This window comes from Allobranchiibius sp. GilTou73, assembly GCF_021391335.1.
GTDB lineage: Bacteria > Actinomycetota > Actinomycetes > Actinomycetales > Dermatophilaceae > Allobranchiibius > Allobranchiibius huperziae.
Genome location: NZ_CP090051.1, coordinates 3412474 through 3432237, shown reverse-complemented (window position 1 = coordinate 3432237; position 19764 = coordinate 3412474). Strand labels below are relative to the sequence as shown.

The window sequence follows — 19764 nt, the reverse complement described above, 5'->3', positions numbered from 1 at the left end:
TGCGCCCCATGGACCTCGACCAGCGTTCCTTGTGCCCGGGCCGCCGCCTGTCCCGCAGCCGACGTCGCCCCGCAAGGGCCGCGCGGGACTGCTCGCCGGGGGCGCGCTGGTGCTCGCGCTGATCGCCGGTGCGGTCGGTGGCGTCGGCGGCTCGCTCATCACCCACCACTACGACCGCACGGACACCGCGGACGTGGCGGGCGGTGACCAGGTCAGCGCCATCGCCAAGCGGTCGCTGCCGAGCGTGGTCACCATCCAGATCGCCGACTCCACCGGCAAACCCGTCGGTACCGGGTCCGGTTTCGTGATCCGCTCCGACGGCTACATCGTGACCAACAACCACGTCGCGGAGGGCGCCGGCTCGACCGGCCGGCTGACGGTGCAGTTCTCAGACAACTCCACGGCGAGCGCCCGCATCATCGGTGCCGACGCGTCGTACGACCTGGCGGTCATCAAGGTCTCCCACGGCACCCTGCCCACCCTGCGGTACGGCGACTCCGACGCGCTCATCGTGGGGCAGTCGGTCATCGCGGTGGGCGCCCCCCTCGGGCTGACCGGCTCGGTCACCACCGGCATCGTGAGCGCGCTGAACAGGCCGGTCACCACCGGACAGTCGATGTCGGACGTGTCCTACCTCAACGCGGTGCAGACCGACGCCGCGATCAACCCCGGCAACTCCGGCGGCCCGCTGCTGGACATGCACGGGCGGGTCGTGGGCGTGAACTCGGCGATCGCCAGCACGGGGGGCAGCAGCGCGTCGGACGGCCAGCAGAGCGGCAACATCGGGGTGGGGTTCGCGATCCCGTCGGCACAGGTGCAGCGCACGGTGGACCAGCTGATCAGGACCGGCAAGGCGGAGCACCCCAGCATCGGGATCCAGGTCGACACGGACTACGACGGGACGGGCGTGCGCGTCGGTGGCGTGGATGCGGGCGGCCCGGCGCAGCGTGCCGGCGTGGCCACCGGCGACGTCATCACCGCGGTCGACGGGGTCGAGGTGGCCGGTCCGACCGCGTTCATCGTGGCTCTGCGCTCCAAGCCGATCGGCGCCACGGTGACCTTGACGATCGCGAGCAACGGCGGCAGCCGTAGTGTCGCAGTGCAGACCAGCGCATCGACCAACAACTGAGGCTCGCAGGGAGGATGGTGACATGTTCGGGATCACGTCGTGGAAACTGCTGATCCTGCTCGTCGCCGCCATGGTCCTGATCGGGCCGGAGCGGATGCCGGAGTACCTGGAGAAGCTGCGCACGTTCGTCCGGCAGGCCCGTGACATGGCCAACGGCGCCAAGGGCAACCTGAAGGACCAGCTCGGGCCGGACTTCGAGGACATCGACTGGCGCCAGTACGATCCTCGCCAGTACGACCCGCGCAAGATCATCCGCCAGGCGCTCTACGACGACGAGGACTCCGGCGAGCCGACCGAGGAGGCGCCCTACCTCGGCCACGACGGGATCGCCGCGCACGAGGACCACCGCCGGTGGGATCCGGACCGCGCCACGCCGTACGACGTCGACGCCACCTGAGGGGTCAGTGCGTCGAGGGCTCCGTCTCGATCTCGGTGCGGTCACCGGACCACAACGTGTGGAACGTGCCCTTCTTGTCCACCCGCTGGTAGGTGTGCGCGCCGAAGAAGTCGCGCAGCCCCTGCACGAGTGCGGCCGGCAGCCGGTCGGAGGACAGCGCGTCGTAGTAGGCGAGCGCCGAGGAGAAGCCCGGCGCCGGGATGCCCGAGGCGGCAGCGATGCCGACGATGCGACGCCACGCCGCGTCACCCTCGGCGACCGCGTTCGCGAAGTAGGGGTCCTCGAGCAGAGTCTCCAGATCGGGGTTCTTCTCGTACGCCTCGACGATCCGGTTGAGGAACTGGGCGCGGATGATGCAGCCGCCGCGCCAGATCTTCGCCATGTCGCCGAGGTCGATGTCCCAGTCGTACTCCCTGGCCCCGGCGATGATCAGGTCGAAACCCTGCGCATAGGCGACCACCTTCGAGGCGTAGAGCGCGGCGCGCACGTCGTCCTCGAAGCCCTCGCCGACCTCCTGGACCTGCGGGCGTGATGCCGCGGTCTTCCGGACGGCCGCCCGCTGGGTGGGCTTGGAGGAGACCGCGCGGGCGAAGACCGCCTCGCCGATACCGGACACCGGGATGCCGAGGCCGACGGCGTTCTGCACGGTCCACACGCCGGTGCCCTTGGAGCCGGCCTGGTCCTCGATGACGTCGACCAGTGGCTTGCCGGTGTCGGCGTCGGTCTGCTTCAGGACCTCCGCGGTGATCTCGATCAGGTAGGACTCCAGATCTCCGTCGTTCCACTCGGTGAAGATCTGCGCGACCTCGCTCGTGGAGTGCCTGCCGACACGCCGGAGCAGGTCGTACGCCTCGGCGATGAGCTGCATGTCGGCGTACTCGATGCCGTTGTGCACCATCTTCACGAAGTGCCCGGCGCCGTCGGTGCCGACGTGGGTCACGCACGGCTCGCCTTCGGCGACGGCGGCGATGGAGCGCAGGATCGGCCCGAGGGTCTCCCACGCCTCGGCGGAGCCGCCCGGCATGATCGACGGGCCGTGCAACGCGCCCTCCTCGCCGCCGGAGATGCCGGTGCCGACGAAGTTCAGGCCGCGTTCGCGCAGCTGCTTCTCGCGCCGGATGGTGTCGTGGAAGTTGGCGTTGCCGCCGTCCACGATGATGTCGCCCTCCTCGAAGAGGTCGGCGAGCTGGTCGATCACGGCGTCCGTGCCCGCGCCGGCCTGCACCATGATGATCGCCGTACGCGGCTTGGCCAGGGAGGCCGCGAAGTCCTCGATCGTCTCCGACGCCACGAAACCGGCGTCGGCGTGCTCGCGCACGAGATCGTCGGTGCGTGCCTGGGTGCGGTTGAAGACCGCGACGGTGTTGCCCTCGCGGGACGCGAGGTTGCGCGCCAGGTTCGATCCCATCACTGCGAGGCCGACGACCCCGATGTTGGCCTGCTGCTGGTGGTCGTCGCTCATGGCCGTTCCTCTCGAGTGCTGCACTGCGTCCTCTGCGCCCCGGTCGGGGTAGGAATCACTATCAGTGCGAACCCTCCCCGGAGGTCAAGCATTCCGCGAGCAGCAGCGGGACGGACTACCGCCCGGCGGGAGTGAGACCGAGGGAGCGCCCGGCGAGACCGCGCGAGCGACTTCCGAGGCCCGCCGCGATGCCGCGCAGAGCGACGGCCGCCGCGCTGTCGGGGTTGCGCAGCACGACCGGCAGACCCTCGTCGGCGCCCTCGCGCAGGTTGGTGTCCAGGGGCACCTGGCCGAGCAGTTCGACCGGCGCTCCGATCGCGCGGCTGAGCGAGGCGGCGACCGCGGCGCCGCCGCCGCTGCCGAAGATCTCCTGACGGCTGCCGTCGGGCAGTTCCAGCCAGGACATGTTCTCTATGACGCCGGCGACGCGCTGGTGGGTCTGCAGCGCAATCGCGCCGGCCCGCTCGGCCACCTCGGCAGCCGCCTGCTGGGGGGTGGTGACCACGAGGATCTCGGAGTTGGGGATGAGCTGGGCGACCGAGATGGCGATGTCGCCGGTGCCCGGCGGAAGGTCGAGCAGCAGGATGTCCAGGTCACCCCAGAAGACGTCGGCCAGGAACTGCTGCAGCGCGCGGTGCAGCATCGGGCCGCGCCACACCACGGGCTGGTTGCCCGGCACGAACATCCCGATCGAGATGACCTTCACGTCGTGGCTGTCCGGGGGCAGGATCATGTCGTCGACCTGGGTGGGCTTGCGCTCCACACCCATCATCCGCGGCACCGAGAAGCCGTAGATGTCGGCGTCGACCACGGCCACCCGCAGGCCCTGCTTCGCGAGCGAGGCCGCCAGGTTGGTGGTGACGGAGGACTTGCCGACCCCGCCCTTGCCGGATGCCACGGCGTACACGCGGGTCAGCGATCCGGGCTTGGCGAACGGGATCTCCCGCTCCTGGGCGCCCCCGCGCAGGTGGTCCTTGAGCGCGCCGCGCTGCTCGTCGTTCATCACGCCGAGGCGTACGTCGACGCCGGTCACACCCTCGACCGTCTGCACCGCCTGTGTGGTGTCGGTGGTGAGCTTGGCCTTCAGCGGGCAGCCGGAGATCGTGAGCAGGATGGTGACGGTGACATGGCCGCTGTCGCTGACGTCCACGCTCTCGACCATGCCGAGCTCGGTGATGGGTCGGTGAATCTCCGGGTCCTGGACACGGGAGAGGGCATCACGAACGGCGTCGACCGTAGGGGTGGGCATGCCATAAGTGTAGAACCGCCCGATCGGGTCAGCCTTTGCTGGTGGGGGAGCCGGACGTCGACGGGCCCGTCTCGTCGGCGGCGCGCAGGTGGCCGCGCTCCTCCATCTCCTCCAGCAGCGAGCGCAGCTCGGACCGCACGAAGTCGCGGGTGGCCGTCTCGCGCATCGCGACCCGCAACGAGGCCACCTCACGGGTGAGGAACTCGGTGTCGGCGAGGCTGCGCGCGTTCTGGTTGCGGTCCTGCTCCAGCGCGACCCGGTCGCGGTCGTCCTGGCGGTTCTGCGCCAGGAGGATCAGCGGTGCGGCGTACGACGCCTGCAGGCTGAGGATCAGCGTGAGCAGGGTGTAGTTGAGCTTGCGCGGGTCGAACTGGAGCGAGTGGGGCAGGAACGTGTTCCAAGCCAGCCAGACGATGACGAAGACGCTCATCCAGATCAGGAACGTCGCGGTGCCCATGAACCGAGCGAACTGCTCGCTCAGGACCCCGAACCGGTCACCGTCGGGCCGGAACTTCGGCAGGAACCCCCGGCGGATCTCCTGGGGCTGGTCGATGCGGTCGCGCTCGCGCCGCTCGTGGGTCGCGCGCGAGCGTCCGCCGCGACGCTTGCGGCCGGTGTCGAGGTCGGTCATGAGGGGCTCGCCGCGTCCGACCCGGATGCCTGCGTGTAGCGGCGGCCCTCGTGCCTGGCCTCCCGCCAGTCCTCGGGGAGGATGTGGTCGAGCACGTCGTCGACGGTGACGGCGCCGAGCAGTCGGCCCGCGTTGTCGACCACCGGCAGGCTCACCAGGTTGTACGTCGCGAGCGTGCGGGTCACGTGACCGAGAGGCGCGTCGCCGGCGACCGGCTCGACGGTCTTGTCGATGATCATCCCGACCGCGGACGCCGGCGGTTCGCGCAGCAGCCGCTGGGTGTGCACGACGCCGATGAACCGTCCGGTGGGGGTCTCCAGCGGCGGGCGGCACACGAAGATCGAGGACGCCAGCGCGGGCGCGACCTCCTCGCGGCGCACGAGTGCCAGGGCCTCGGCGATGGTGGCCTCCGGGCCGAGGACCACCGGGTCGGTGGTCATCAGACCGCCGGCGGTGTTCTCGTCGTACTCCATCAGGCGACGCAGCGGCTCGGCCTCGTCGGGCGCCATCCGCTGCAGCAACTGCTCGGCCTGCGCGGGCGGCAGGTCGGCGAGCAGGTCGGCGGCGTCGTCGGGCTCCATCGCCTCCAGCACGTCGGCGGCCCGCTCGACGTCCAGGCCGGTCATGATCTCGACCTGGTCGTCCTCGGGTAGCTCCTGCATGATGTCGGCGAGCTTGTCGTCGTCCAGCGCGGCGGCGACCTCGCCGCGGCGCTTGGGGGTGAGGTCGTGGATGACCTCGGCCAGGTCGGCGACGCGCAGGTCCTCGTAGGTCTCCAGCAACCGCTCGGCGCTCTGCGCCTCGGGCTGACGGCGCAGGCCGGTGACGTCGCTGACGGGCACCAGCACCGTGGTGCCGCTGCGTCGCCGGGTGAGCCGGGACATCGCCTTCGAGGCGGCCGAGACGGGGATGGAGCGGCGCACGAAGACCTTGGTGGCCATCCAGTCGCGGCGGGCGTTCTGCTCGATCTCCAGGTCCTCCACCAGACCGGTGAAGACCTCGTCCTCGTCGCGCACGTTGACCTCGCGGTCGAGCAGCTCCGCGAGCACGAGGGTCTCGTTCGTGCGCTGCTCGAAGCGGCGCATGTTGACTAGGCCCGTGGTGATGACGGCGCCCGCGTCGATGCTGGTGACCCGGGTCATGGGCACGAAGACCCGCCGCTTGCCGGGCACCTCGATGACCAGGCCGATGGCGCGCAGGGCACCCGTCGAGGCGAAGACGACGACCACGTCGCGCACGCGGCCGACCTGATCCCCGAGGGGATCGAGGACCGTCAGGCCGGAGATGCGCGCGATGAACACGCGAGTCAGTGAACTCACGGTGGACAGGTTAGCCCTCGCGTCGCCGACGCTTTCCGAGGTGACCGGGCATGCGTCCGCGAGTGGTCGCAGTGGTCGGTGCGGGTTCGTGGGCGCCACTCGGCGCGTCCCGCGCGACCGGCGCGGGCGCGTCGAAATCCGGCCGCAGCACCCAGACCGCGCCGTCCTGCGACCAGCGTGCGGCCGGATCGGCGTCGGGGGCATTCAGCCGGGCGGGTCGCAGCGCCCCGACGGCGTCGTCCCACTCCTCGTCGCCGGGGTGGAGCCGGGTCGCGGACGCGGTGAATCTGCCGGCATACTCACGGGTGTCCTTGGCGCGGATCGTGATCGACACGCTCGCCGGAAGGTCGGGCAGCTCCTGCTCACCCGGGCCCGACACGACGTACGCGACGTCGTCCACCGGCGCGTACCAGACCGGCCAGTCGCGCCCGTCGACCTGCACCCAGCAGATGGCGGACTTGCCGAAAGCGGCGGGCACGACGGGTACGGCGGGCCTGGCGGGCACGGTCATGCCGGGAGCGTAACGGTGCGACGTCGGCGACTGCTGTTAGCGTCGAACGCATGAGCGACATCGAAGAGCCCACGACCGAGGATCCGACCGCCGACACCCAGCAGCCCGTCGCCGAGGAGCCCGGCACCGCCGGCGGCGACCCGCTCGCCGGCGTGCGTATCAGCGAGGAGGACGCGAAGGACGCCGTGCCCGGCGACACCGGACCGGAGCTGCCCGGTGAGCCGGGTAACAACGCCGGCCACGCCTGAGCGCGACTAGGAGCGCTCGGCCCAGACGCGCGCGATCCAGTCCTCGACCTCGGCGCTCGCCCGGGGCATGGCTGCCGAGAGGTTCTCGTGGCCGGTGGCCGTGACGAGGACGTCGTCCTCGATGCGGACGCCGATCCCACGCAGCTCCGGCGGGATCAGCTCGTCGTCGGCCTTGAAGTAGAGGCCGGGCTCGACGGTGACGATCATGCCGGGCGTGAGCGTGCCCTGCATGTAGTCCTCGTCGCGGGCGCGAGCGCAGTCGTGCACGTCCAGACCGAGGTGGTGGCTCGTGCCGTGCACCATCCAGCGACGGTGGTACTGACCCTGCTCCTTGTCCAGGGTCGTCTCCACGTCGACGCCGTCCGGCAGCAGCCCCCAGTCGAAGAGCGTCTGCGCGATGACGCGGATGGCCGCTGCGTGGATGTCGGCGAAGGTGGCGCCGGGGCGTACGGCGGCCAGCCCGGCCTCCTGTGCGGCGTACACCGCGTCGTAGACCTTCCGCTGGGCATCGGAGAAGCGCCCGTTCACCGGGAAGGTGCGGGTGATGTCGGCGGTGTAGAGCGCGTCGACCTCGACGCCGGCATCCAGCAGGAGCAGGTCGCCGTCGTGGATCTCGCCGGTGTTGCGGATCCAGTGCAGGGTCGTCGCGTGGTCGCCGGCGGCGCAGATCGAGTCGTACCCCACGCCGTTGCCCTCGTGACGCGCGGTGAGCCCGAAGACACCCTCCACCCAGCGCTCGCCCCGCCCACGGCGTACGGCGTCCGGAAGGTCGGCGATCACGGACTCGAAACCGCGGGCGGTCGCGCTGACGGCGGCGCGCATCTGGTCGATCTCGAAGTCGTCCTTGACCAGACGCTGGGTGGACAGCACCCGGGCCAGTTCGTCGTCCAGCTCGTGCCGGTCGCGGTCGTCGTCGTCGCCGGCCTGCTGCTGGGTCTGCGCGGTCTGCGCACGGATCTCGTCGATCAGCGCGGTGACCTCCGCGTCCGCGTCGCGCACCACCCGCACGGTCACCTCGCCGGCGTCCTTGGACACCGCGTCCTTGAGCTCGTCGATGTGCCGTGCGCCGATGCCGAGCTCGGATTCCACGTCCTCCAGTCGAGGGCGGGCACCCACCCAGAACTCGCCGTAGCGGGAGTCGCCGAAGAACTCCTCGGTGTCGCGGCCGGCGAGCGGGCGGAAGTAGATCGTCGCCTCGTGGCCGCCGTCCTCGGTCGGCTCCAGCACGAGCACCGCGTCGGGCTCGCGGTCGCCACCGAGTCCGGTCTGGTGCGCGAACGCGGTGTGTGGCCGGAAGACGTAGTCGCAGTCGTTGCTGCGGACCTTCAGCCCTCCGGCGGGGATGACGAGTCGCTCGCCGGGGAACCGGGCTCCGAGTGCGTCGCGGCGCGCACCGGTGTGGTCGGCCACGGGCTCGCGCGGGGTGGGTTGATCCGGGCGCGGTGCCCACCCGGAGGCCACGAACGAACGGAACTGCGCGCTCGTGGGTTTGCTGCGATGTTCGGCCGCCGGCTGCTTCTCACTCATACCGGCATCGTCGCACCGGCTAGGAACGACTCCAAGCCCAGCTACCGAAGATGCCCGTCTGCGCGGCGGTCGCGGCGGCCGCGTCGGGCGCCGAGGAGGTCATCGTGGTGATGTAGATCGCCGACCCGTGCTGGACGAAGTACTGCCGTTCGCTGACCTGCTTGTCCTGCACAGTCCGGGTGGCGGTCAGCCCCTGGCCCTCGATGCCGCCGACCGTCGTGGGGGAGGCGGCCGTCACGGCGTACCCGCCCTGCTGCAGGCTCGCCTGGCTCTGTGCGACGACGTCGGCCAGAGCCACCCCGGGCGGCGCCTGCTGGCGCAGCACGCTGAAGTTGGTGCGCACCCCGTGCGTGGCGGTGGGCGCCTGCACGAAGATCACCACCCCGGACGCGGAACTCTTGACCGGCTTCCACCCGATCGGGAGCACGACCGAGAAGGACTTGTCCGCGCTGACGGTGCTGCCGGCGTACGCGCTGGTGCTGGAGGAGGCGGTCGTTCCCCCGAGGGGGACCGAGGAGGTCGGGTAGGACGGCGTCTGCGGCGTCGTGCTTCCGCTGGAGCCGCAGGCCGCGACGGAGCAGGTGGCAAGGAGGACGAGGAAGGGCGCCAGGCGCGCACGAGCGGTCGGCATGGCGGTCACCCTAGATCTCGCGCCGGTGGCTCGAAGTGGGCGGCACTGCGCCTGCTCCACATGAGGACCGTCACCGCCACGGCCACCGCGAGCTGCGCCAGGTCCACCAGCACCCCGAGCACGGGGGTGCCGCCCTGGGTGAGCGTGCCGTAGACCTTGAGCACGCACAGCACCGCCAGCACCGTGCCGAAGAGGCGGGCCCTGCGTGAGCCGTGCCGGATGCCCCAGGCCAACGCCAGCCACAGGATCGCGCTGAGGATCGCGGCGCAGACCATGAACGAGACGGTGAAACCGGCGGCGTCGCTGATGTCGTGGGCGCCGAGCCGGCGGCCTCCGGTGTGCGCGTTGTGCCGCTCGAGGGAGGCGCGGATGTCGCCGCGCGCGTGCAGCTCCACCAACGCGGCGAGCACGCTGAGGACGGCTCCGGCGTACATCAGACGCACGGTCTGGTGCACGCTCGGCGGCGTGACCTGGCGGCGGATGGGGATCGTGACCTCGGACCCGGCGGGCGCGCCGGGGGTGGGTGCAGGCGGTGAGGTCATCGCTCCAGTCTGACAAAGACGGGCAACTGCTCTGTGCATGACCGAAGGCGTGTCGGCGGGTCTCGATAGGGTCGAGGGTGTGCGCATCGACCTCCACACCCACTCCACCGAGAGCGACGGCACGCAGGCGCCACAGCAGGTGATGGCCGCGGCCGCGGTCGCCGGGTTGGACGTCGTCGCGCTCACCGACCACGACACCACGAGTGGCTGGCAGCAGGCGGCGTCGGCGGTGCATGAGCAGGGGGTGGCCCTGGTCCGCGGTATCGAGATCTCCTGCTCGGTCGGCGGCATCAGCGTGCATCTGCTGGGCTACCTGATCGATCCGAGCAGTGAGCCGCTCACGCGTGAGCTGGACCACGCCCGCGACTCCCGGGAGCACCGCGCCCGCCGGATGGTCGACCTGCTCACCCCGGACACCGGTCTCACCTGGGAGCAGGTGCGCGCCCAGGCCGCGCCCGGCGCGACGCTGGGGCGCCCGCACATCGCCGACGCCATGGTCGTCGCCGGTGTGGTCGCCGACCGCAACGAGGCCTTCGCGACCTACCTGGCGTCGAATGGGAAGTATCACGTCTCGCACTACGCGCCGCACCCCGCCCGCGCGGTCGAGCTCGTGCGCGCAGCCGGTGGTGTGCCTGTGATGGCCCATCCGCTGGCCCATCAGCGCGGCCGGGTGGTGGACGAGAGCGTCATCCGCGAGATGGCCGACGCCGGCCTGGGCGGCATCGAGGTCTTCCACCGCGATCATGACGACGCCTCGCGCCGTCGCGCGGAGGAGTTGGCGAGCGAGCTGGGGCTCTTCGTCACCGGCTCCAGCGACTACCACGGCACCGGCAAGGACAACCGGCTCGGCGAGAACACCACGACGCCGCGCGTGCTCGAGACGATCGCGGCACAGGCGACGTCCCCGACCGAGATCCTGTGGCCATGAGCGGATCCGAGACGGAGACGCAGACCGAGATCGCCGGCCTTCCCGCGCGGCTCTACTCCGCGAGCCCGAGCAAGCTGTCGATGTGGCTGGACTGCCCGCGCGCCTACCGGATGCGCTACCTGGACCGGCCCTCCCCGCCCGGTCGTGCACAGCGTGCGCACACCTCGGTCGGCCTGGTCGTGCACAACGTGCTACGGGACTTCTGGGACCTGCCCGAGCACGCCCGCACCCCGGACGCCGTGCGGGAACTGGTGCGCACCAGCTGGATCGACGTGGGTTTCCGCGACGCCGAGCAGTCGGCGCGCTGGCGTGCGCGGATCATGGATGAGGTGCTGGACTACCTGCGCGAGAGCGATCGCAGCACCCAGCCCGCGGGGATCGAGCGCACGGTGGGGCTGAAGACCGCCACCCTGGCGCTCACCGGTCGGATCGACCGGCTCGACGACCGTGACGGCGAGCTGGTGGTCGTCGACTACAAGACCTCGCGGCGGCCGCTCGGGCGCGACGACGCGCGGACGTCGTTGGCGCTGGCGTTCTACGCGCAGGCCGTCGCGCGGCTCTTCCGACGCGCGTGCACCCGCGTCGAACTGCACCACGTGCCGACTCGCGAGGTCGTGGCTCACGAGCACACGCCGGAGTCGCTGGAACGCAAGGCCGCCGAGGCGGAGTCCATCGGGCGCGACCTGCGCGCGGCCGACGCGTCGTACGCCGAGCTGGGCGTCGAATCGCCCGTGTTCGCGCCCCGCCCGTCGGCGCTGTGCCGGTGGTGCGACTACCGCCGGCACTGCCCGGAGGGGCAGCTGATGGGTCCGGAACAACAGTCGTGGGCCGCGCTCGAACCGCAGGAGTGACGAGGCTCACCGGATTGGCGTGAGACCCCTGTGCGGTCGTAACGTCGGTGATATGACAACAACTCCTGCCCTGTCCGTCGCGTCGCCCAGCGGCTCGTTCGAGGCCGGCGCCGTCGAGCTTCGCGCGCTGCGCGACGACGACGTCCGCATCGACGTGAAGTTCGCCGGTATCTGCCACAGCGACATCCACCAGGTCCGTGAGGAGTGGGGCACCGCCATCTTCCCGATGGTGCCCGGCCACGAGATCGCGGGCGTCGTCGCCGAGGTCGGTGACGCCGTGACCCGCGTCAAGGTCGGCGACCACGTCGGCGTCGGCTGCATGGCGACTCCTGCGGTGAGTGCGAGTTCTGCAAGGAGGGCTACGAGCAGCACTGCGTCAAGGGCGCCGTGATGACCTACAACGGCACCGGCTACGACGGTGAGAAGACCAAGGGCGGCTACGCGCAGGGCGTCGTCGTCTCCGAGCGCTTCGTCCTCACCATTCCCGAGGGCCTGGGACTCGACGTCGCCGCGCCGTTGCTGTGCGCCGGCATCACGACGTACTCCCCGCTGCGCCGCTGGGGCGCCGCCCCAGGCACCAAGGTCGCCGTCATCGGCATGGGCGGCCTCGGCCACATGGGCGTCAAGATCGCGGCCGCCATGGGCGCCGAGGTGACCGTGCTGTCGCGCACCACCGACAAGGCCGACGACTCGGTCAAGCTCGGTGCGACCAAGCACCTCGCCACCACGGACGGGAAGGTCTTCGAGGACCTCAAGGGCTACTTCGACATCATCCTCAACACGGTGAGCGCCGATCTGCCCATGGAGGACTACGTCGGGCTGCTGAAGGCCCGTGGCGTGCTTGTCTCGGTGGGCCTGCCGCCGAAGAAGTACGAGATCGCACCGGGTCTGTTGATCGGCAGCAGCAAGGTGGTCGCCGGGTCCAACATCGGCGGCATCCCCGAGACCCAGGAGATGCTCGACTTCTGCGCCAAGCACGACTTCGGCGCGACCGTGGAGGTCATCGGTGCCGACGAGGTCGACGCGGCCTACGACAAGGTCGTGGACGGCAAGGTGCGCTACCGCTACGTGATCGACACCAGCACCATCTCCGCCTGATCCTTCTCAGGCTCGGACAGGAACAGGGTCGCGGCGCGCTCCATCGAGCGCGCCGCGACCCTGTTCGTCGTGGGTGCGGGCTCAGGCGAAGGCGTCGACCCCGGTCAGCTCTGCCGACAGCTGCCACAGGCGCTGCGCCTGCTCCGGGTCGTGCGCCCACGGCTTGACGCCCATACGTTGTTCACCGTCGGCCATCGGCGCGATGTCGCAGTCCTCGCAGTAGACGCCGCCATGGTCATCGAGCTTGGCTGACGTGGCGGCCCAGATCTGAGTGGCTGCGCCCTGCTCGGTCGTCTTGAAGACATCGCTCGGCGTCCCGTGCTCGTCGATCCAGCCCATTGCGATCTGCTCCTGCTTCGGCAGGTGCCGCTGCAGCGGCGTGAGGATCCCGCCCGGGTGCAGTGAGTACGCGTGGATCCCGCGGTCCGCGCCGAGACGGTCCAGCTCGAGGGCGAAGAGCGCGTTCGCTGTCTTGGACTGCCCGTAGGCGTCCCACTTGTCGTAACCGCCCGCGAACCACATGTCGTCCCAACGGATCCCGCTGCGATGGTGGCCGACCGAGGACACGCTGACCACGCGGGCGCCATCGGCCAGGTGCGGCCACAGCCGATTCACCAGGGCGAAGTGACCGAGGTGGTTGGTCGCGAACTGGCTCTCCCAGCCGTCACCGACCAGTTGGTAGGGCGATGCCATCACGCCCGCTCCGGCGATCACGATGTCGAACGGATCGCCTTGCGCAGCAAGACCTTCGGCCGCCGCGCGCACGCTCTGCAGATCACTGAGATCGAGCGGCACGACCTGTACGTCGGGGACGTCGGCCAGCGCTTCGCGCGCCTCGTCCACCCGCCGGGCAGGCACCACGACCTGCGCCCCGGCGGCGTCGAGCGCGCGGACGCCCTCGATGCCGATGCCGGAGTAACCGCCGGTCACGAGGGCGCGCCGACCGTGCAGGTCGACGCCCTCGGGGACCTGGGCCGCCGTCGAGTCTGCGCCGAATCCGCTGCCGAGTGGGGTCTGTGTCGAGGTCATGCCCCGACGCTACGCCGGTCCGGCGTTGCCGGGCTCAGGAGCCTTGCGGCGACCCGCCACGGGTACGACGGCGGTTGCGCGAACGTGCCGGACGGTCACCCGATGCGGCCGGTGCGCTGCCCTGACCTCCGCCGGTGCGGTCTCCACCGCGCCGGCCGTCGCGTCCGCCGCGTGAGCGGTCGTTGCCGCCGCGGGACGGTGCCCGGTGCGCCTTGCCGGTCTCGCCGAGGTCCTCGAGGACCTCGGCGTCCAGCCCGGCGCGGGTGCGCTCGGAGCGGGGCAGCCTGCCGGTAGCCGTGGTGGGGATGTCCAGGTCGGAGAAGAGCTCCGGGGAAGAGGAGTAGGTCTCCGCGGGGTCGGGGATGCCCAGGTCGAGAGCCTTGTTGATCAGGCCCCAGCGCGGGAGGTCGTCCCAGTCCACGAAGGTGACCGCGACACCGGTGTTGCCCGCACGACCGGTGCGGCCGGTGCGGTGCAGGTAGGTCTTCTCGTCCTCGGGGCACTGGTAGTTGACGACGTGGGTCACGTTCTCGACGTCGATGCCGCGGGCCGCGACGTCGGTCGCCACCAGGATGTCGATCTTGCCGGCGCGGAACGCGCGCAGCGCCTGCTCGCGGGCACCCTGTCCCAGGTCGCCGTGCAGCGACGCCGAGGCGAAACCGCGCTCGCGCAGGTCGTCGGCCACCTTGGCGGCGGTGCGCTTGGTGCGGCTGAAGACGATGGTCAGGCCGCGCTCGCGGGCCTGCAGGATGCGCGCCAGCATCTCCACCTTGTCCATGGCGTGCGCGCGGTAGACGAACTGCTCGATTGCGGCGACGGTGTGCCCGGAGTCGCCCTCTTCGTTGATCGCGCGGATGTGGGTGGGCTGGGTCATGTAGCGACGCGCGAGGGCCACGACTGCTCCGGGCATGGTCGCGGAGAAGAGCATCGTCTGGCGCGACGCGGGGGTCATCGCCAGAAGCTTCTCCACGTCGGGCAGGAACCCCAGGTCGAGCATCTCGTCGGCCTCGTCGAGGACGACGGTCTGCACATAGGACAGGTCGAGGTGGCCCTGGCCGGCCAGGTCGATGAGACGCCCGGGGGTGCCCACGACGACCTCGACACCGGCGCGCAACGCCTCGAGCTGCGGCTCGAACGCACGGCCACCGTAGATCGCGGTCACGCGGATGCCCCGCAGCGAGGCAGCGGTCTTGATGTCCCCCATCACCTGATTGGCGAGCTCACGCGTCGGCGCGACGACGAGGGCCTGGGGCTTGCCCGGGGCCGGGCGGTCGTCGTACCCGGGGTCGGTGGGGGAGACGATGCGGTGCAGCAGCGGCACCCCGAAACCGAGGGTCTTGCCGGTGCCGGTCTTGGCCTGGCCGATGATGTCGTGGCCGCCGAGAGCGACCGGCAGGGTCATGGCCTGGATCGGGAACGGTGCGTGGATCCCTGAGTCGGCCAGCGCCTGCACGATCAGCGGGTGCACCCCGAAGTCGGAGAAGCTGGGCGGGGTCACGGGACCAGCGGCCTCGGGCACGTAGGTGCCCACGTCGTCGCCGTCGTCGTCGGGCAGGGTGATGTGGTCGGGCTGGGTCGTCATGATGACGCGATTCCTTATCGAACGGCCCCACGCGTGCGGACGCAGGGTCGCGCCACGGTGAGTGGTTGGGGGAGCCGATCGGGGGATGTCGCTGCCGGCGCGCGTGCGCTGGCGAAGTTGATGTCGAACGTGTCGTATGCCGACCGGGCACCTCTTGACAACCTGCAGTCTACCGGTAGTTCCCCATCCGCCCCGCTAGCATCGCGTGATGACCGACTCGCCCACGCAGACCTCCGACGAACGACCCACCGACGCGGACCTGCAGGACCCGGTCTTCCGGTCAGGTGTGACGGCGTTGCTGGGGGTGCTCGCCTACGGCGAACTGAAGAGTTTCTTCGCCACGGTCGAGGATGCCGGGATGGCGCCCGGAGTCGGGCGCAAGGAAGCCATGGCGGCGTTCGCGGTGCGCGAATTCGAGCACTATCAGGCGTTGTCGGAGCGACTGCGGCAGTTGGGCGCCGACCCGCAGCGGGCGATGGAGCCGGTGGTCGATGCGGTCGACGAGTGGCACCGCCGTACGAAGCCGAAAAACTGGACCGAGGGCCTGATGAAGGCGTACGCCGGGCAGTCGATCGCCACCGACTTCTACCGCGAGTGCGCCCAGTGGGTCGACCCGGAGAGCCGGACCCTGATGCTGGAGGTGCTGGGCGACAACGAGCAGGCCGACTACGTCGAGGCGCAGCTGCGCGACGCCATCGCCGCGGACAGCCGGGTCGCGAGCACGCTCGCCCTGTGGGGACGGCGCCTGGTCGGCGAAGCGATCACTCAGGCGCAGCTGACGATCGCGGAGAACGACCAGCTGGAGAAGTTCCTCGTGGCCGACGGCTCGGGCAGCGGGATGTCCCTGGAGGAGCTGTCGGAGCTGTTCACCCGACTCACCGATGCCCACAAGGCGCGGATGGAGACCCTCGGCCTCACTGCCTGAAGCGCTCACTCCGTCGGCGGAATCTGACCTGGTCCAGGTGCAGGATCTCGTTGGTGGGGCCGGTGTAGCGCGGTGGTGCTGGCTGAACCGGGGGTGGTGTTGTGCCGGGTGGGGCGGTGGCGGCGGCGGGTTCGATGGGGTGGCCGTGGCGGGTGGCGAATCGGAACCGTCCGGGTCTGCCGGGTTCGGGGTGGATGGTGAAGTCCCCCGCGTGATGGCGGTCGTGGTGGTGGGGACACAGGCTGATCAGGTTGGCTATGTTGGTGGGTCCGCCGTCGGCCCAGTGGACGACGTGGTGGCATTCCAGGTGGTGGATCGCCAGGCAGCCGGGGTAGGCGCAGCCGCGGTCGCGGTCTTCGACCAGTCGTCGGGTGCGGCGGGGCACGATGCGGTGGGCGCGTCCGACGTTGACGGGGGTGCCGCCGGTTTCCCAGACGGGTTGCACCAGCCCGTCGCAGGTCCACTTCCTCAGGAGGTGCGGGGGTAGGGCGCCGCGTGTGGTCAGCCAGCCTTGGCCGGTGGTGTCCAGGTGCAGGTAGATCCGGAATTTGTCGGCCCGGCCGGCGACGTCGGTGGTGCCGACGTGCAGGGAGCGGGTCGCCAGGTGTGCCATGGCGTCGGCCATCCGCACCCGCCGGCCCGGTGGATCGTCGGTGGGTGTCGAGGTGCCCGCAGCAGCTAGGAACAGGGCGTCTTTGGCCTCTGCGAGGGCTTGTTGGACCAGGGCTCCGATGTCGGCGGGCGCGGAGTAGCTCAAGTGGAACCGGTCGTGGTCGAACCACATCGACAGTTCCGCCGGTTGCGCCGCGACGGAGAACGGGTCTGGTGGAGCCGGCGGGGTGTCCGCCTCGTCGGTGGTGGTGGCGAAGTCGTATTTGACCAGCGCCCGGCGCAACTGCGGCACGGTGGCGTGCACCGCCAGGTCCACGACGGTTTCGTCGTACCCGGTCGGGGTGTGCGCGGCGACCACCGCGGCCTGACCCAACGAGAGCCGACCGGAGTGCACCTCCCGGGACAGGGCCGGTAGCTCGACCGACCGGGTCGCGATCCGGACCAGGTCCCGGGCGGTGGCGGGAGAGACCCCGGCGAAGCAGGTCAACCAGTGTTCGGGGGAGCGGATCCCACCGATCGCCCACGACTCAGTGCGCACTAGGTCTGCGACCAGGTCGATCAGGTCGGCGTGCGCGGCGTTCAACCGCCCGCAGATCACCCCGACCTCGTCCAACGGGTCCGTTGCCGAAAGTGCAGCAGCCACAGCACCGCCCGCGCTGTCACTGACAGCTGCGAGACCCGGTGTCGAACTCATGTATGAATTCAATCACCGACCACCGACAGCCCCTGATCCGTCGATTATGCCCTCCGTCGGAGGGCAGCGCAGGGCCGGTGTTTCGAGCCCCGGAGGTCAGCTGCCGAAACCGACCCGTCGTACCTGCTCCGAGGCGACGTCGACGTACGCGAGCGCGGACGCCGACACCGTCACGGTGTGGCCGCGCTCGTCGGCGAGCACCAGCGGCTCGCCGGATTTGAGGGAGGCGGCGACCAGGTCGCGCACCTCGTCCGGGGTCTGCTCTGACTCCAGCACAACTTCGCGTGCCACGTGCTGCACGCCGATCCTGACCTCCATCGGGGGTCCTTCCGGGTAGTCGGGGCCGGCGTACGCCGACCGTCGCAGGGTGATCTCCTACCCACCGTAAGCGCGTGCGGCCCCAGAAGATTCCACGGGGCTGCGTCCGGGCCGGGTGGGCTATTCGGCGGTCTTCGGGAATCCGGCGAGCCCGCGCCACCCCAGGGCGATGACGAGACGCTCGGCCTCCGCACGCGACATGCGGGTGGCCGCCTCCTGGTGCAGCCAGTCGCGGGCGACGACCTGTGCCATCCCGACCAGCGACACGCCGAGCAGTTGGGCCTGTTGCGGCGTCAGATCGGTGTCCTCGGCGATGACGGCGGCGACCGACGCCGCGCATGCTGCGTCCATCTGGCGCACCCGCTGACGGACCGCTGGCTCGTCGATGAGGTCGGACTCGAAGACCAGCCGGAAGGCACCGTCCTCGCGCTCGACGAACTCGAAGAAGGCGCTCATCGCCGCCGCGACGCGCGTGGCGTTGTCGTGGGTTGCGGCGAGCGCCTCCTGGACGAGGCGGGGCACCTCGGTGGTGTGCCGGTCGATTAATGCGAGATAGAGGTCCAGCTTGCCCGGGAAGTGCTGGTAGAGCACGGGTTTGCTGACACTGGCGCGGATGGCTATCTCGTCCATCGACGCAGCGTGGTACCCGGAATCGGCGAACACGGCCTGCGCCGCCTCGAGCAGCTGCGCGCGGCGCGCCGATCGCGGAAGTCGCCCACCCCGGGCGTACACATCGGTCTGGCTTCCCACTCTGACTCCATCCTCCGGCCGGACCGACCGTCCCGGCGCGGATTGCGCGCGAGTCGGCCCCCTACCGGCGAGTTAGGTCGGCATCCTATTCCCACGACTACCGTTGCCGATGTGACGCGCCGACCTCTGACCACCCCCGGACCGCCGTTGGAACAGGGCCAGGTACAGCGCTATTCCCGGCATCTGCTGCTCGAGGAGATGGGCGACACGGGTCAACGACGGCTCGCGACCGCCCGCGTGCTCGTGGTCGGTGCTGGGGGCCTCGCCGCCCCCGTGGTGTCCTATCTGGCCGCCGCCGGCGTCGGTCGACTGACCGTGGTCGACGACGACGTCGTGGAGCTGTCCAACCTGCAGCGGCAGGTGCTTTTCACTCCCGGTGACGTGGGTGCTCTCAAAGCACAGGTGGCCAGAACCGTTGTCGCGCGAGCGAACCCGGACGTGGAGTTCGAGGCGGTCGCGCAACGGTTCGAGCCCGGGAACGCGATGGATCTGGCCGCGGACCACGACCTGGTGGTCGACGCGACCGACAACTTCGAGACCCGTTACCTGCTCAACGACACGTGCGTGCTGCTGGGTCTGCCGTTGGTGTGGGCGTCCGTGGAGCGCTTCGCGGGGCGCGCCGCCGTGTGGTCGGCGGGCGAAGGGCCCTGCTACCGCTGCGTCTTCCCTCACCAGCCCCCGGCCGGCGCCATCCCGTCGTGCGCCGAGGCGGGCGTGCTCGGCGCCGTACCCGGCGTGATGGGCGCGATCCAGGCGGCCGAGGTCGTCAAGCTCATCCTCGGGGTGGGCGAGCCGCTGATCGGCCGACTGCTGGTGCACGACGCGCTCGCCCAGAGCTGGGACACGTTGCCGGTGGCCGCCGATCCGGGGTGCCCGGTGTGCGGCGAAGCGCCCTCCATCACCTCGCTGCCGCGGCCGGTCACCGAGTCGCCCGTGCCGGAGGTCTCGCCCGCCGCGCTGCGCGAGCTCCTGATGAACGATGGCGCGCGGGTCATCGACGTACGCACGCCGGCTGAGCGCGACATCGTGTCGCTGCCGTTCGCCGAGCACCTGGACGCCGCCGACGTCGGGGTAGGATGGGTCGGCCCGCCGGACGGGCGCACTCTCGTGCTGCACTGCAAGTCCGGTGCCCGATCCGCGGCTGCCGTCCGCGCCCTGCTGAACGAGGGGTACGACGGGCCGGTCGCCTCCCTGCGCGGCGGCATCCTCGCCTGGGCCGACGAGGTCGACCCCGCTTTGCCGCGCTACTGAAATCCTCCCGGTGCCGGGAGGATGAAGGTGTCGGTGGCCCGTGATGGGATGCGGGCGTGGTGAGGATGCGACGCGCTGCC

20 protein-coding genes and 1 pseudogene are annotated in these 19764 nt (G+C 70.6%); 8 read left to right on the top strand and 13 right to left on the bottom strand.

Annotation, left to right across the window (positions count from 1 at the left end):
- Positions 1–31 precede the first annotated feature (31 nt).
- Together LVQ62_RS16875 and LVQ62_RS16870 are read left to right on the top strand one after the other, a co-directional pair.
- The gene (locus LVQ62_RS16875) at positions 32–1129 is read left to right on the top strand and encodes a S1C family serine protease (protein WP_233763323.1); all 1098 of its coding nucleotides are present in this window, start codon (positions 32–34) and stop codon (positions 1127–1129) included.
- Positions 1130–1151: 22 nt separating this feature from the next.
- The gene (locus LVQ62_RS16870; RefSeq protein WP_233763322.1) at positions 1152–1526 is read left to right on the top strand and encodes a preprotein translocase subunit TatA; all 375 of its coding nucleotides are present in this window, start codon (positions 1152–1154) and stop codon (positions 1524–1526) included.
- A gap of 4 nt (positions 1527–1530) precedes the next feature.
- Here the strand turns inward: LVQ62_RS16870 and gndA are convergent, their stop codons facing one another.
- From gndA to LVQ62_RS16845, 5 genes are all read right to left on the bottom strand, one after another.
- Positions 1531–2988, bottom strand: a complete 1458-nt coding sequence (gndA, locus tag LVQ62_RS16865; protein WP_233763321.1) for an NADP-dependent phosphogluconate dehydrogenase — start codon at positions 2986–2988, stop codon at positions 1531–1533.
- Positions 2989–3103: 115 nt separating this feature from the next.
- A complete protein-coding gene (locus LVQ62_RS16860) occupies positions 3104–4237 on the bottom strand; it encodes an Mrp/NBP35 family ATP-binding protein (protein ID WP_179479311.1) in 1134 nt (377 codons plus the stop codon).
- 28 nt (positions 4238–4265) lie between these two features.
- Positions 4266–4868: a DUF1003 domain-containing protein gene (locus LVQ62_RS16855; RefSeq protein ID WP_208051379.1), complete on the bottom strand. Its 603-nt coding sequence runs from the start codon at positions 4866–4868 to the stop codon at positions 4266–4268.
- Positions 4865–6187: a magnesium transporter MgtE N-terminal domain-containing protein gene (locus LVQ62_RS16850; protein ID WP_233763319.1), complete on the bottom strand. Its 1323-nt coding sequence runs from the start codon at positions 6185–6187 to the stop codon at positions 4865–4867. The genes LVQ62_RS16855 and LVQ62_RS16850 overlap by 4 nt, the downstream gene beginning before the upstream one ends.
- Before the next feature lie 10 nt (positions 6188–6197).
- Positions 6198–6698, bottom strand: coding sequence for a hypothetical protein (locus LVQ62_RS16845; protein WP_233763317.1), 501 nt, complete (start codon positions 6696–6698; stop codon positions 6198–6200).
- Between the two features lie 50 nt (positions 6699–6748).
- Between LVQ62_RS16845 and LVQ62_RS16840 the strand changes: the two genes are divergently transcribed.
- Positions 6749–6946 carry a hypothetical protein gene (locus LVQ62_RS16840; protein ID WP_233763315.1) on the top strand — a complete coding sequence of 66 codons (198 nt, stop codon included), beginning with the start codon at positions 6749–6751 and terminating at the stop codon, positions 6944–6946.
- A 6-nt stretch (positions 6947–6952) separates the two neighbouring features.
- On the opposite strand, the gene LVQ62_RS16835 is transcribed toward LVQ62_RS16840, so the two are convergent.
- The 3 genes from LVQ62_RS16835 to LVQ62_RS16825 are packed head-to-tail and all read right to left on the bottom strand — an operon-like array spanning position 6953 to position 9646.
- Entirely contained in the window at positions 6953–8473 is a 1521-nt protein-coding gene (locus LVQ62_RS16835) for an aminopeptidase P family protein (protein ID WP_233763313.1), read from the bottom strand.
- Between the two features lie 19 nt (positions 8474–8492).
- Positions 8493–9104, bottom strand: a complete 612-nt coding sequence (locus LVQ62_RS16830; protein WP_233763311.1) for a DcrB-related protein — start codon at positions 9102–9104, stop codon at positions 8493–8495.
- Positions 9105–9109: 5 nt separating this feature from the next.
- Positions 9110–9646, bottom strand: a complete 537-nt coding sequence (locus LVQ62_RS16825) for a hypothetical protein (protein WP_179479324.1) — start codon at positions 9644–9646, stop codon at positions 9110–9112.
- Between the two features lie 79 nt (positions 9647–9725).
- Here LVQ62_RS16825 and LVQ62_RS16820 point away from each other — a divergent pair, with 79 nt between their 5' ends.
- The 3 genes and pseudogenes from LVQ62_RS16820 (at position 9726) to LVQ62_RS16810 (ending at position 12523) form a co-directional block, all read left to right on the top strand.
- Positions 9726–10574, top strand: a complete 849-nt coding sequence (locus LVQ62_RS16820; protein WP_233763309.1) for a PHP domain-containing protein — start codon at positions 9726–9728, stop codon at positions 10572–10574.
- Complete coding sequence (locus LVQ62_RS16815; RefSeq protein ID WP_233763307.1) at positions 10571–11425, top strand: PD-(D/E)XK nuclease family protein; 855 nt, start codon at positions 10571–10573, stop codon at positions 11423–11425. The genes LVQ62_RS16820 and LVQ62_RS16815 overlap by 4 nt, the downstream gene beginning before the upstream one ends.
- 52 nt (positions 11426–11477) lie before the next feature.
- Positions 11478–12523, top strand: a pseudogene (locus LVQ62_RS16810) (NAD(P)-dependent alcohol dehydrogenase).
- Between the two features lie 81 nt (positions 12524–12604).
- On the opposite strand, the gene LVQ62_RS16805 reads toward LVQ62_RS16810, so the two are convergent.
- A complete protein-coding gene (locus LVQ62_RS16805; RefSeq protein WP_233763306.1) occupies positions 12605–13552 on the bottom strand; it encodes an SDR family NAD(P)-dependent oxidoreductase in 948 nt (315 codons plus the stop codon).
- Positions 13553–13586: 34 nt separating this feature from the next.
- Positions 13587–15134 (bottom strand): DEAD/DEAH box helicase, encoded by a 1548-nt coding sequence (locus tag LVQ62_RS16800; protein WP_233763304.1) that lies wholly within the window; start codon positions 15132–15134, stop codon positions 13587–13589.
- A 208-nt stretch (positions 15135–15342) separates the two neighbouring features.
- Here LVQ62_RS16800 and LVQ62_RS16795 point away from each other — a divergent pair, with 208 nt between their 5' ends.
- On the top strand, positions 15343–16059 hold the full coding sequence (locus LVQ62_RS16795; protein WP_179479335.1) for a ferritin-like fold-containing protein: 717 nt from the start codon (positions 15343–15345) through the stop codon (positions 16057–16059).
- Here LVQ62_RS16795 and LVQ62_RS16790 read toward each other — a convergent pair.
- The 3 genes from LVQ62_RS16790 to LVQ62_RS16780 form a co-directional block, all read right to left on the bottom strand.
- Positions 16049–17365: an HNH endonuclease signature motif containing protein gene (locus tag LVQ62_RS16790; RefSeq protein WP_233763303.1), complete on the bottom strand. Its 1317-nt coding sequence runs from the start codon at positions 17363–17365 to the stop codon at positions 16049–16051. The two genes, LVQ62_RS16795 and LVQ62_RS16790, sit on opposite strands and share 11 nt — an antisense overlap.
- A 96-nt stretch (positions 17366–17461) precedes the next feature.
- Entirely contained in the window at positions 17462–17683 is a 222-nt protein-coding gene (locus LVQ62_RS16785) for a DUF3107 domain-containing protein (protein ID WP_179479337.1), read from the bottom strand.
- Positions 17684–17803: 120 nt separating this feature from the next.
- A complete protein-coding gene (locus LVQ62_RS16780; protein ID WP_179479338.1) occupies positions 17804–18433 on the bottom strand; it encodes a TetR/AcrR family transcriptional regulator in 630 nt (209 codons plus the stop codon).
- Positions 18434–18544: 111 nt separating this feature from the next.
- Here LVQ62_RS16780 and moeB point away from each other — a divergent pair, with 111 nt between their 5' ends.
- Entirely contained in the window at positions 18545–19684 is a 1140-nt protein-coding gene (gene moeB, locus LVQ62_RS16775; protein WP_233763302.1) for a molybdopterin-synthase adenylyltransferase MoeB, read from the top strand.
- The last annotated feature ends 80 nt before the right edge of the window (positions 19685–19764 follow it).